Below are 12483 nucleotides of genomic sequence, written 5' to 3'. Positions count from 1 at the left end.
GGCGGCGGCGTTTCCCGCTATCCTGCCGGGGCTTCGAGACGAACGGCCACTGCAAGGACACGCACGCGATGAGTACGGACAGCCTGACGGCGCACGGCGTCTTCGACGTGGCGGAGCAGGCCGCGCGCCTGCCCGAGACCTCCGACACCATGGTGGCGGATCACCGCTTCACCGACGATCCGGCGGCGAGCGCCCGGGTGTTCCGGGTCTATCACCCGACCCCGCCGCACAGCCACGCCTCCTGCGACGAGTACCTCTACGTCCTGTCCGGGCGCTGCCTGATGAAGTTCGGCGACGAGACCCCCGTCGAGGTCGGCCCCGGCAAGCTGGTGTTCTTCAAGCGCGGGGTGGTGCACTCGGTCCCCGAGATCCTCGAGCAGCCGATGGTGTTCCTCTCCGTCGACACGCCCCGGCGCGAGCCCCGCGACATCCGCTTCGTCACCGAGGGCACGGGCACGCCCGACACCTTCATGCGGCAGTCGGGCATATCGCAATCGGGCATGTCGCAATCGGGCATGCCGCAATCGTGAAGGACGCCCGTCGCTGACGGGCCGGCCTAGTCGACCTTCTCGTTCGGGTAGACGCCCCAGAGCCGGTCCTGGCGGACGTAGCCGTCCACGTCGCCGCGGCGCTGGGGCAGCGCCACGATGATCCGGCACCAGGTGCCGGTGCAGGTCTTGACGCTGCCGATGACGCCGGCCTGGAGGCGGGCCTCCTCGCCGGAGGCCTCGTCGGCCTTGGCGTAGAGCGGCACCGGGGCCTTGTCGCCTCCCTTGGCGCCCCCCTGGTCGCTCCCCTTGCCGGCGGTGACGATGGAGGTGCGCCGGCCCGAGAGCAGCGAGTGCAGCACCCAGCCCTCGGTGCCCTCCGAATCGCGGATGCGGCGCCAGGTCTCGAACTCGGCCACGATCTCGACGGGCAGGCCGGCGCGCTGGAACACCCAAAGGGTGCGGTGGTCCTTCGAGGGGCCTTCGCGCAGGTTGACCCGGTCGGTCTTCAGGCTGGCGTAGCGCGGCAGCGGCAGCTTCGTCACCGGCCCCAGGGCGACGTCGGGGCCGGCCCCCGATGCCGGGGCGGCCGCGGCGGCGCCGGCCCACAGGAGACTCGCGAGGGTGAGGAGCAGGGCAGGCGCGCGCATCGTCCGGTGATCCTTCACGCTGTCCGGTGCGGGCCGCAGGGTGGCGGCCGGCCCCGGCGTGCATTGTGTTCCGCGGCCTCTCTGGTAGAGAGGCCTTGAGGGTCGAGGGGACCCTGGGGTCGTGGCCTTGCGGCTGCCGGCCCGGTCGTCTCGAATGTCTTGACCGGTGCGTGGTTAACGCGCGGTAAGCCGGCGGTGTCGCCCCCGGATCGGAGATCGCGCCGGAGACCGGCCGGGTCGGATCGGGGCTGACCGACACCGTTCGCGGGGAGGGTGCATGTCGTCGTTGAAGCGCAAGCCGCTCGTGGTCGTCACGCGGCGTCTGCCCGAGGTCGTGGAGGCGCGCATGCGCGAGCTCTTCGAGATCCGGCTCAACACCGACGATGCCCCGATGGCGCCCGACGCCCTGATGGCGGCCCTGCGGGAGGCCGACGTCCTGGTCCCGACCGTGACCGACGAGATCGATTCGGGCCTCCTCGCCCAGGCCGGCCCGAACCTGCGGCTGATCGCCAACTTCGGCAACGGCGTCGACCACATCGACGTCGCCGCGGCATTGGAGCGCGGCATCACCGTCACCAACACCCCCGGCGTCCTGACCGAGGACACCGCCGACATGACCATGGCGCTGATTCTCGCCGTGGCCCGCCGCGTCACCGAGGGCGCCCGGATCATCCCGGACGACGCCTGGACAACCGGCTGGTCGCCGACCTGGATGCTCGGCCGCCGGATCACCGGCAAGCGCCTCGGCATCGTCGGGATGGGCCGGATCGGCCAGGCCCTGGCCCGCCGGGCCAAGGCCTTCGGCCTGCAGATCCACTATCACAACCGCCGGCGCGTTCCGGCGCAGATCGAGCGCGACCTCGACGCGACCTACTGGGAATCCCTCGACCAGATGCTGGCCCGCGTCGACATCGTCTCGGTGAACTGCCCGCACACGCCGGCCACCTACCACCTGCTCTCGGCCCGCCGCCTCAAGCTGCTCAAGCCCGAGGCCGTCGTGGTGAACACCGCCCGCGGCGAGGTCATCGACGAGACCGCCCTCGCCCGCCTCCTCGAGGCCGGCGACATCTCCGGGGCCGGCCTCGACGTGTTCGAGCAGGAGCCGGCGGTGAGTCCCCGCCTCGTCAAGCTCGCCCGCGCCGGCAAGGTCGTGCTCCTGCCCCACATGGGCTCGGCCACCCACGAGAGCCGCGTCGACATGGGCGAGAAGGTCATCATCAACATCAAGACCTTCATGGACGGGCACCGGCCGCCCGACCGGATCCTGCCCAGCATGCTCTGACGGCGCCGCCGTCCCGCGGCATTCACGCCGGCTGGGGATGGCGGCCCCCCATCACAACGTAGGATCGGAACGGGCCCATGCCCGGCACGTTGACCGGCGCTGGCTCGGGCGGGGCCGGTGTTTGGAACGGGTGGATCGAGACATCATGGCCGCGGACACACCGTCGACCGAGGCGGCATCGGTGAGTGTTATGGGGTGCGGCGAGTTCCGGCGTTTCGCCGATTTCGTGCCCCTGATGATGTGGCGTGCCGATCCCCAGGGGGCCGCCGTCCATCACAACGAATCCTGGCTCGCCTTCACGGGCCGCTCGGTCGAGGAGGAACTCGGTCACGGCTGGCGCCGCGGTCTGCATCCCGACGACCTCGAGCGCCACGCCGCCATCGTGGCCAAGGCCTTCGCCGCGCAGGAACCCTTCACGTCCGAGTTCCGCCTGCGCCGGCACGACGGCGCCTACCGGTGGCTGCTCGATACCGCCAAGCCCTTGCGCGAGAACGGCGATTTCGTCGGCTTCCTCGGCACCTGCTTCGACATCACCGACCGCAAGCATGCCGAGGAGCATTCCGAGCGGGCCCTGGTGGAGAAGGAGGCGCTCCTCGCCGAGGTCTATCATCGGGTGCGCAACAACCTTCAGGTCATGGTCAGCCTGATCGGCCTCTACGGCCGCGCTGCGCCGGCCCCCTGCCGGGGCAGCTTCGAAGCCCTCGGTCAGCGGGTGCGCGCCATCGCCCTGGTGCAGCAGCACCTTCACGAGGCCCCCCATATCGCCTCGATCGACCTGCGCGACTACCTGCACCGCCTCGCCTCCGGTCTCGGCCAGTTGCGCCGGGCCGGGCGCATCGGCGTCACCGTCGGCGGTCACGGCACCAGCCTGGTCGAGCCGCGCACCGCCAACGCCCTCGGGATGATCGTGGCCGAGGTGGTCTCGGAATGCCTCGACACCACGGCCGAGACGGTCGCCTGCGCCATCGCGATCCAGATCGACGCGGCGGCGGGCGGTCCCGTGCGCTTGAGCATCGTCTCCGGAGCCGGCGAGGGCGCCGCCCCCGGCAAGCTCGAGGTGCCGAATCTCGGCCCCCGCCTGATCGCCGCCTATGCCTCCCAGGCCGAGATCGCCGTTCGGGGCATCGGCACCGCCGCCGAACCCCTGGAGCTGCAACTGCCCGAGGTCCTGGCGCAGCCGTCCTGAGGATCGCATTGGCGCTGGCATGGACTATATGCGCAGGGGTGCCGCCGCACAGGAGCCGTTCCCCCGCCCATGCTTCCAGACATCGCGACGATCATCGACAATTTCAGCATCCTCGATGAAGGCCCGGACCGCTACGAGTACCTGATCGAACTCGGACGTGCCTTGCCGCCCTTCCCGGAAGCGTTGCTGACCGAGGAGAATCGCGTCCATGGCTGCGAGAGCCAGGTCTGGGTCGATTCCCGGATCGACCGCTCCGAGACGCCGCCCCGCCTGCACCTGCGGGGAACCAGCGATTCCGTGATCACCAAGGGGCTGATCGCCCTGGTCATGGCCCTTCACGACGGCAAGGCGCCGGAGGAGATCGCCAAGGTCGACGTCTTTCAGACCTTCAAGGAGATCGGGCTCGGGGCCCATCTGACCTCGAAGCGTTCCAACGGCGTCCGGGCCATGGCGGAGCGCATCCATCGCGATGCGATCCGCCTGACTGCCGCCTGAAGGGACTTCTGCCGAAACCGGTCAGCTCCGCCGCGCTGCTTGCGCCGAGGCTTCCCGCCATAGGCGCGGGCGGGCACGGTCCGGCCCGACCGCTGCGCGCTCCAGCCCGTAATGCTCGGCCAGGCGCGCCATGGCGATGCGCGCCACCACCTTCGCCGAACGGGCCGGCCAGCGTCGCTCCGCCTCGATCCGCTCAAGGCCCTTGAGGAAGCCGCACAGGTCGATCAGCAGGCCCGACAGGTCGCTGCCGACCGCATCGAGGGCCGCTCGGACCCGCTGGCGTGCGGCCAGCATCGCATCGGAGCCGGCGGCCGGATCCCGTGGACCTGATCCATCGACCTTCACCCCGCTCCAGTCCTGACCCATCCGCGGCATCAGCGCGGCCCCGGTCAGGTCCCGGCGCAGGCGTTCCCCCGCCTCGAAGCAGGCCGCGTCGATGAGAGGCGTACCGTCGCGGTCCCTTCGCCGCGCCATCCAGGCCAACGGGCTCTCGGACGCATCGCGAACCGGTCGATTTGGCGCGGCCGGGCTGCTTACCAGATCGAGATGCTGGGCCAGATACGGTGTCTGGGAACCGGCCGCGTCCCGTCGCAGCCGCGCCCGTCCGGCCGGGCTGATCGTCAGGCGGGCCCGGCGTCCCGAGCCGATTTCCACCAGGTCCCGGGCCAGCAGTTCGGCGCCCGCGCTGCGTCCGTAGCGACCGCCGCCGACGGAGATCCCGGTACCGCCCTCCCGGACGATCCATTCCGCGGTCTCGGTGGGATCGGACAGCGCGTAGGCGCCGTCCTCCGCCAGGGCATTGAGAAAACGCCGAGCCTCAGGGCTCAACACCTCCTGTCCGCGAAGGGCGCGCGGAGGGTGACTCGGTCGGGCGCCTGACTCCCGGGCCGGACGCACGGCAGCGATCGACGGGACAGTCCGATCAATGTTCATGTTTTGTTCCAGTACTCAGGACAGCGGCGACGCGCGCCGAAGCACGGACAGTACGGGAAAAATATCCTAATTCAAGTCTTGACGACGATTCTGCCAAGTGCCTGTCGGCGAGGCCCGGTCAAAGACGATCGGATTCGGTCTTGACGCGACCTTGGCTTCTTCGCCGATGGAGGAACTCCGGAGACCACGGGTGCTCCGGAGCGAGCACAGCCTCAAGCCGCTTCGTCGTAGTTTCCGTTGCGGGTCTGACCGAGACCGATCGCCTTCGCGAGGTCGGAACGTGCCTTCGCATAGTTCGGAGCAACCATCGGGTAATCCGGCGGCAGACCCCACTTGGCGCGGTATTGCTCGGGGCTCATGTCGTACTTGGCGCGCAGGTGGCGCTTGAGCGACTTGAAGGTCCGCCCGTCTTCGAGGCAGACGATGTGATCGGCCGTGACCGACTTCTTCACAGAGATTGCGGGCTGGAGCGGTGCCGCAGGCGTCTGGGCCTCGATCTGACCGCTGGCAATCTGGGTCAGCGACCCATGGATCCGCGTGATCAACTGAGCCAACTCGCCGGGAGGCACCGGGTTGTTGCTCACGTAAGCTGAAACGATGTCGACGGTCAGCTCGACATAATCCGCGGAGTGTTCGATGTCGGTCATAATCGGAAGAGCTCTCCTGACGCGCTGCAGTGAATAGGGTACGCAAGCAGCGCGACCGCCTTCGCGCCGAAGCTCGCTCGCTCCGCGGCTCGATCCCGCAGCGTTACCATCTGTCCTGCATGCGCTATAGAACGCGCAGCAACTTCGCCCGCTACGATTTCTTGATATGCTATTCTCGATGACATCGCAAGACGGGCCTGCGCAGATCGATAACGTCAAGCAACTGTTGCGAACAATATTTCAACCATGCCCAATTCTCGGAATTTCCACCCCGGCTGTCCGTTGCGAGCCCCGCGAAACCCTTGGACAGATTGCCGCAGCAACGGCCATCGCGTCTGGTTAAGTCCCGTGCGGCCCGCGCGCTTGCTTGCTGCGGGCGTCCGCGCCACATGGCACGGCAATATGGAGCGACGCATCTCCGTGTCTCGACTCTGTGCCAGGATTTTTCGCGATGGCCTCCCAGTCAACAAACATTTCGGTTTCAGCCACCGCTCCGGTCGCGGAGGTGCGCCCGCACACCTACGAAGTCCACGGCCGCGTGATCCGCGACGACTATGCTTGGCTGAAGGCCGACAACTGGCGGGATGTTCTCAAGGACCCGTCCACTCTGCCCACCGATATCCGGGAACATCTGGCAAGCGAGAACGTCTATTCGGACGCCGCGCTCGCGAGCACTGCAGCACTGCGCAAAACCCTCGTCGCCGAAATGCGCGCCCGGATTCGGGAGGACGACAGCAGCGTTCCCGAGCCGGACGGCCCCTATGCCTATTACACCCGCCATCGCGAGGGTGGACAGCATCCGCTGGTATGCCGGCGGCCACGCACCGTCGTGGTGATCCCCGGGCAGGGCGCCGAGACGGCGGCCGATGGAGGCCCGGAAGAGGGAGAGGTCATTCTCATCGACGGGGATCGCGAGGGTGAAGGGCTGGCCTTCTTCGAGATCGCCGCAGCGGTCCATTCCGAAGACCACCGACTGCTCGCCTGGAGCGCCGACACCAAGGGCTCGGAGCTGCACACCATCCGGATACGTGATCTAGAGACCGGCGCCGAGCTGCCGGACCGCGTCGAGGCCACCACCGGTGAAGTGGTCTGGACCGCCGATTCCCAGGCCTTCTTCTACGTCGCCGTCGACGACAACCATCGGCCCGCGCGGGTGATGCGCCATCGCCTCGGAACCGCGCAGGATGCCGACACCCTCGTCTACGAGGAGGCCGATTCCGGTTTCTTCGTCCATATCGAGGAGACGCAATCGGGCGACTACCTCACGGTGACGGCCAGCGACCACGAGACGTCGGAAGTTCATCTTCTCGACCGCCGGACGGGTGAGGGTACGCTCACCGTGGTGCAGCCGCGCGAGCCGCTGCTGATCTATTCCGTCGAGAATTGGGCTAACCACCTCTTCATCCTCACCAATGCCGACGGAGCCGAGGACTTCAAGATCGTCACCGCCCGGGTGGAAGCGCCGGGTCGCGCACACTGGACCGACGTCATTGCCCACCGGCCCGGCGTGATGATCCGTCACCAGCACGTGATCGCCGACCATCTGGTGCGCCTCGAGATCGAGAATGCCCGCCCGCGCATCGTCGTGCGCGACACCAAGGGCAACGAGCACGTCGTGGCGTTCGCCGAGGAGGCCTATTCCCTCGGCCTGCAGCCGGGGCACGAGTTCGAGACGGCGGTGATCCGCTTCACCTACTCGTCGATGACGACGCCGGCGGAGACCTACGACTACGACTGCGTCACCCGGGCTCGGCAGTTGCGCAAGCGTCAGTCCGTGCCCAGCGGCCACAACCCTGCGGACTACGTCACCCGCCGCCTCTTCGCGACGGCACCGGACGGCGAGACCGTGCCGATCTCGCTGCTGCACCGGCGCGACTGCCCCCTCGACGGCACCGCCCCGCTGCTCCTCTACGGCTACGGCTCCTACGGGACGCTGATGCCGGCCGCCTTTCGCACCAACCTGCTGTCGCTGGTCGACCGCGGCTTCGTCTACGCCATCGCCCACGTGCGTGGCGGGACCGAGAAGGGCTGGCGCTGGTACCTCGATGGCAAGCGCGAGAAGAAGCCCAACACCTTCTCGGATTTCGTCGCCTGTGCCCGCGCTCTGATCGAGGCCGGCTACACCGCTCAGGGCCGCATCGTGGCGCATGGCGGCTCGGCCGGCGGCATGCTGATGGGCGCGGTCGCCAACCTCGCGCCGGAGCTGTTCGCCGGCATCGTCGCCGACGTGCCCTTCGTCGACGTGCTGAACACCATGCTGGATGGTGAGCTGCCGCTGACGCCGCCCGAATGGCCGGAATGGGGAAACCCGCGCGAGAGCCTCGCGGCCTTCGAGACCATCCTGGCCTACTCGCCCTACGACAACGTGGCGGCCAAGGCCTATCCGGCGATCCTGGCGCTCGGCGGCCTGACCGACCCGCGCGTGACCTACTGGGAACCGGCGAAATGGGTGGCGCGCCTGCGGGCGACCATGACGGGCGGTGGGCCGATCCTCCTGCGCATCAACATGGAGGCGGGGCACGGCGGCGCCGCCGGGCGCTTCGATCGCCTGGAGGAGGTCGGCCTGATCCAGGCCTTCGCTCTGCAGGCAGTCGGCAGGGCCTGAGGCCCCTCGGTCAGGGCCGAGGGGCCGCCTCCGGCGGCGGAGCATCCGCTTCCGGGGCCTGGCGGCGCGCCGCCGCGGCCTCGCGTGCCTGCGCGTCGCGTGCGGCCTCGTCGGCCGCCTGCTGCGCCCGCAGGCGCGCCTGACGGGCGGCTTCCTCGGAGGCCGCTTTCTCGGCCGCGAGCCTGTCCGCCGCGGCCTTGATGGCGATGGCGCGGGCCTTGTCCATCTCGATGCGGGCGCGGCGGCGCTGACGCTCGCTCTGGTCGGCCTCGAACAGCTCGATCTTCTCGAGTTCGCGCTGGAGCACCAGGGCGGCGAGGCCGTTCGTCACCGGTCCGGCGTCGATGCTGCGTTCGGGATTTCGGATCGGACCGCTGAAGCCGAGCTGAATCGACGGGTTCGCCCCGCTCCAGCCCTTGGGCGCCTGCCCGGCGAGGAGGGACCCGCGCGCATCGATGCGCCCGTCCCGCAGGTCGATGCCGAGCGTTCCGGTCCAGCGGGCGGATCCAAGGGGCAGGGTCAGCGGGCCGGCCCGCAGGGTGCCGCCGACGAGGCTCACCGGGCTCGAGACCGGCCCCTTCACGGTGAGCGGGCCCGCGCCGAGCTCCTCGACCGCGAGGGCCTGCAGGCGGCCGTCCCGCAGGGGATCGTCCTCCGCGAGCGCCCGTGTCAGCGCCCGATCGAGACCGCCCGGATCGGCCCCCGGCAGGCTGAGGCCGGCGAGCGTGAGGGTGCCGCTGCCGCCGAGATTGTTCATCAATCCGGTCAGGCTCTCGCCCGAACTGCCGAAGCGGAGCTGGGCGGTGACGCGTCCGCCCACCGGCCCCGGGCCGACCAGTTCCGGGATGGCCGCATCGGTGATCTGGCCCTCGCCGGAGAGCGCGGCGGCGCCACCCTGACGTGTCGAGGTCGCGCGTCCCGCGATGCGTCCACCGGCGAGGGTCGCGTCGAGGTCACGCAGGGTCAGGGTCTCGCCGTCGAGGGTGACACCGAGGGTCGCCCCAGTGGCCGTGAGTCCGCGCCCGAGTTCGAGGTTGTCGACCCGGAGGCCGAGGGAGACCGGCGGCCGGCCGGTCGGAACCGGCGCGAACCGCGCGCTCGCGGGGCTCTGGCCGGGTCCGCGCGGGGCCTCGGTCGGCAGGATCGTGGCGCTGGCCAGCACCGGCAGGGCGAGGCGGGTCAGGGACGCGCTGCCGCCGATCGCACCCTCGGGCGTGCGTGTGAGATCGGCCGAGACGGGCTGGCCGGCGATCCGGCCGACGACGCCCAGGCGCAGGTCCGGTCCGGCGCGCGACAGGCGCAGGCCGAGATCGGCCGGCAGGGGACCGGGGATCGGCGCGGCGCTGCCCGCCAGGGTGAGGAGCGGTGCGAGATCGGGCAGGGCGAGCTGAAGCTCGCCGGCGCGCGGCAGGGTCTCGTCGGTGTCGAGGAGGATCGGCTGCACCGTCGCGACGGTGATGTCGGCGACCGTCCCGCTCAGGCGCAGGGCGAGCCCTCCGGGCGACGTGGTGCCGTCGGATGGAGCGGGGGCGCCGGCGATGCGCAGGCGGCCGGGCCGGCGCAGGGCCGGAACGTCGGTGCGCCCGAACCAGGGGCCTGCGTTCGCCGTCGCGAGGGTGAGGTCGAGGGTATCGATGCGGCCGGCCCGGCTCAGGAGGTCGAGCTCGAGGGTCCCGCCCGCGGCGGTGCCCTTGGCGCCGACCCGCAAGGTGTCGGCCGCGCCCGTATCCCGCTCGAGATTGACCGCGAGGTCGAGGGCCCCGTTCCGCAGGAAGGCCGGGACCCGGCGGGCCTCCGCCACCCAGACCCGGTCGAGGAGCGCGAACAGGGGGGCGGCCACCGCCGCCGAGACCTGTCCGGCGATCCGGCCCGTGCCGTCCGGGCTGATCCGGCCCGAGAGCTTGGCATTGGCGCCGGCGAGGTCGGTGATGTCGAGGCTGTCGACCACGAGGCTCGGGCCATCCGACTGGATGCTCGCCGCGATGGTACCGTTGCCCGAGGCGGCGCCGGCAGGCCCGTAGCGCACGTCCCGGGCCTGGAGCGTGATCCCGACATCGTGGCCCCGCAGGTCGGCGAGGGTGCCGCCCAGCACCGGCAGGGCGGCGATGTCGAGGCCCTGCGCGGCGAGTTGCGCGTCGAAGCGCCCGCGCTCGGTTCCCTCGGCCGCCGTGTAGCGGGCATTGCCGGTGATGCGGGCCTCGCCCAGCCCGAGGCGCAGGTTGCGCAGGGAGACCGTCCCGGCCGCCACCGCGAGGTCGGTGTTCACCTGCACCGGGCGACCGTCCATCACCGCCACGGCCGGCCCTTCGAGCCCGAGGCGCCGCAGGTAGCGGCCGAACCCGTCGGAGGCCGGCGTGTCGAGGGACAGGTGGCCGGTGAAGCGCAGGCCGGCCTCGGTGTCGATCTCACCGCTGGCGCCCAGGGCCGCGGCGCCCGGCGCGGTGACGTCGAGGCGGCGCAGCACCACGCCGCCGGTGCGGTCGAGGGTGCCGCTGGCGGCCAAGCCCGTCCATTCGTCGAGGCCGAGGGCGAGGCTCTCCACCGCGAGGTCGAGATCGACCATGATCGGCAGCCCCAGGCCGTTGCGGCCGCCGGTCTTGGGGAGGCCGCGGGCGATCAGCGCCTGCCCCGCCGCCGAGGTCAGGAAGGCGTCGAGGTCGAGGCGACGGGCGGAGAGCGCCAGGGCACCGCGCCATTGCTTCAGGTCGAGCTGGCCCGTGCCGCCCAGGCGCAGGGCCTGCCCGCCGGGATCGATCTCCAGGGCGACGTCGGTGAAGCGGGCCGTCAGGCCGCGCCCCTTGAACTGGCCGGCCAGGGAGAAGGGCAGGTAGGCGCCCGCCGCCTGGACCGGTGGTCCGACGACGATCCGGGCGCTGCCTTCGGCCACCGCCGAGGCCAGGCGCCGTCCGCCCGCTCCCGTGCCGGCGGGGCTGAGGCCGATGCGGGCATCCGCCTCGAAGCGGGGCTGCGTGTCGCCGCCGCCCGCGATCTTCACGCTGACGCCGTCGGGTCCGAGTTCGCCGGTGGAGACCCGGAAGGGGACGCCCCGGCTCGTGCCTTCGGCCCGCCAGGGTCCGGCGAGGGCCGGCGCCGAGACCTGCAGGGCCTCGGCATAGAACTGCTCGGTCCGGCCCGTCGCGGGCACCTGGGTCGTCAGCACGAACTGCCGGATCGACAGGTCCTCGATGGCGAGGTCGCGTCGCAGGGCCGCCGACAGCCCCCGCGTGGGCAGCAGGATCGCCTCGCCGTCGGTGACGGGGAGCTTCACCTCCGCCCGGCCGACCCGCGTCTCGGTGAAGCGGAGCTCGCCCTTCAGCAGGGGTGCCAGGGCGATCTCGGCCTTGATCCACTGCAGGTCGAGTTGGGGCTGATCGGGCGCGGATCTTGGCGTGGCGCCGGCCCCGGCCCCCAGACGCAGGCGATCGAGCTTGAGGCGCGGCGAGGGCAGGAGCCGGACACCGATGCGGCCCTCGGTCTGGGCCGCGACCCCGAGGGAGCGTGCGATCGTCCGGTCGATCGTGCCGCGATAGCCTTCCCAGGCCACGAAGGGCGGGACGGCCAGGGCCGCGACGAGGAGCAGGATGACGGCGCCCGCCAGCGCGGTCAGGATGTCACGCACCGTCTCTGTTCCGCCTCGTTATCCGGGTCGGGCCCCGCTTCGCCGGCGGGCATAGCACAGGGAAGGCCTGGGCGCGCCAGGGCCCCCGCTCTGCGTCCGGAGCGAGCCGGGGCTCAGCGGCGGCCCGGGACGACGATCGGGGCAGGGGGCGCGCTCGGCCGGAACAGGTCGCTGCGCTGGATCTGCATGCGCGTCTGGTTGGTGTCGAATTGCTGGCGCTGCTCGATGCCTCGGAGTTCGCTGCGGTTGGACAGGCGCTCGTTGGTGGCATTCAGGCTATCTACGCCCCGCGACGAGACCTGGGCGAGGGCCGGACCGGCGGCGAGGAGCGCGAGGCCGGCGAGAAGGGCGGAGGAGCTACGCATGGCGGCGTCCTTGTTAGATGCATCGTGACGTCGTGATCTGGTGAGACGACTCGCTGGTGGGAAGGCGGGTTCCCGTCTCCGAAGGTCCTGCGACGCTGTGTGAGACGGCCGCATCGATCGTCTGCAGCGACGCTGGGTTGCCGGCTTCAATCTTTGCTTCGGTTCTTCTCCATCGAAGCCTCCGCCTGGCGGACCTTGTCGATCCAAGGCCCT

At 70.6% G+C, this 12483-nt stretch carries 10 protein-coding genes; 5 read left to right on the top strand and 5 right to left on the bottom strand.

The window, feature by feature from the left end; translation table 11 throughout:
- The first annotated feature begins 68 nt into the window (after positions 1-68).
- Positions 69-530: a cupin domain-containing protein gene (locus tag AC1MGR_RS00395; RefSeq protein WP_480233315.1), complete on the top strand. Its 462-nt coding sequence runs from the start codon at positions 69-71 to the stop codon at positions 528-530.
- 26 nt (positions 531-556) lie between these two features.
- On the opposite strand, the gene AC1MGR_RS00390 is transcribed toward AC1MGR_RS00395, so the two are convergent.
- The gene (locus AC1MGR_RS00390; protein ID WP_108037596.1) at positions 557-1138 is read right to left on the bottom strand and encodes an SH3 domain-containing protein; all 582 of its coding nucleotides are present in this window, start codon (positions 1136-1138) and stop codon (positions 557-559) included.
- A gap of 277 nt (positions 1139-1415) precedes the next feature.
- Between AC1MGR_RS00390 and AC1MGR_RS00385 the strand changes: the two genes are divergently transcribed.
- From AC1MGR_RS00385 to AC1MGR_RS00375, 3 genes are all read left to right on the top strand, one after another.
- Positions 1416-2420 (top strand): 2-hydroxyacid dehydrogenase, encoded by a 1005-nt coding sequence (locus AC1MGR_RS00385; protein ID WP_108037598.1) that lies wholly within the window; start codon positions 1416-1418, stop codon positions 2418-2420.
- A gap of 145 nt (positions 2421-2565) precedes the next feature.
- Positions 2566-3606, top strand: a complete 1041-nt coding sequence (locus AC1MGR_RS00380; protein ID WP_108037600.1) for a PAS domain S-box protein — start codon at positions 2566-2568, stop codon at positions 3604-3606.
- Positions 3607-3675: 69 nt separating this feature from the next.
- On the top strand, positions 3676-4101 hold the full coding sequence (locus AC1MGR_RS00375; protein ID WP_108037602.1) for a SufE family protein: 426 nt from the start codon (positions 3676-3678) through the stop codon (positions 4099-4101).
- 21 nt (positions 4102-4122) lie between these two features.
- Here AC1MGR_RS00375 and AC1MGR_RS00370 read toward each other — a convergent pair whose 3' ends face one another.
- Both AC1MGR_RS00370 and AC1MGR_RS00365 read right to left on the bottom strand, forming a co-directional pair.
- Positions 4123-4929, bottom strand: coding sequence for a DUF6456 domain-containing protein (locus AC1MGR_RS00370; protein ID WP_480233314.1), 807 nt, complete (start codon positions 4927-4929; stop codon positions 4123-4125).
- 317 nt (positions 4930-5246) lie between these two features.
- Positions 5247-5681 (bottom strand): Ros/MucR family transcriptional regulator, encoded by a 435-nt coding sequence (locus AC1MGR_RS00365; RefSeq protein ID WP_108037606.1) that lies wholly within the window; start codon positions 5679-5681, stop codon positions 5247-5249.
- Between the two features lie 451 nt (positions 5682-6132).
- Here AC1MGR_RS00365 and AC1MGR_RS00360 point away from each other — a divergent pair, with 451 nt between their 5' ends.
- Positions 6133-8286, top strand: a complete 2154-nt coding sequence (locus AC1MGR_RS00360; RefSeq protein WP_480233313.1) for a S9 family peptidase — start codon at positions 6133-6135, stop codon at positions 8284-8286.
- A 10-nt stretch (positions 8287-8296) separates the two neighbouring features.
- Here AC1MGR_RS00360 and AC1MGR_RS00355 read toward each other — a convergent pair whose 3' ends face one another.
- Positions 8297-11905, bottom strand: a complete 3609-nt coding sequence (locus AC1MGR_RS00355) for an AsmA family protein (protein WP_480233312.1) — start codon at positions 11903-11905, stop codon at positions 8297-8299.
- Positions 11906-12018: 113 nt separating this feature from the next.
- Positions 12019-12270, bottom strand: a complete 252-nt coding sequence (locus AC1MGR_RS00350) for a hypothetical protein (protein WP_108037612.1) — start codon at positions 12268-12270, stop codon at positions 12019-12021.
- Positions 12271-12483: the final 213 nt, after the last annotated feature.

Source organism: Methylobacterium sp. BI1, assembly GCF_056680125.1.
The sequence above is the reverse complement of the archived record's forward strand: the minus strand, read 5'-3'. Positions and strand labels throughout refer to the sequence as shown.

Coding starts and splice junctions, on each gene's coding strand:
- AC1MGR_RS00395 (WP_480233315.1), top strand. CDS start 69: ATGAGTACGGACAGCCTGACGGCGCACGGCGTCTTCGACGTGGCGGAG.
- AC1MGR_RS00390 (WP_108037596.1), bottom strand. CDS start 1,138: ATGCGCGCGCCTGCCCTGCTCCTCACCCTCGCGAGTCTCCTGTGGGCC.
- AC1MGR_RS00385 (WP_108037598.1), top strand. CDS start 1,416: ATGTCGTCGTTGAAGCGCAAGCCGCTCGTGGTCGTCACGCGGCGTCTG.
- AC1MGR_RS00380 (WP_108037600.1), top strand. CDS start 2,566: ATGGCCGCGGACACACCGTCGACCGAGGCGGCATCGGTGAGTGTTATG.
- AC1MGR_RS00375 (WP_108037602.1), top strand. CDS start 3,676: ATGCTTCCAGACATCGCGACGATCATCGACAATTTCAGCATCCTCGAT.
- AC1MGR_RS00365 (WP_108037606.1), bottom strand. CDS start 5,681: ATGACCGACATCGAACACTCCGCGGATTATGTCGAGCTGACCGTCGAC.
- AC1MGR_RS00360 (WP_480233313.1), top strand. CDS start 6,133: ATGGCCTCCCAGTCAACAAACATTTCGGTTTCAGCCACCGCTCCGGTC.
- AC1MGR_RS00350 (WP_108037612.1), bottom strand. CDS start 12,270: ATGCGTAGCTCCTCCGCCCTTCTCGCCGGCCTCGCGCTCCTCGCCGCC.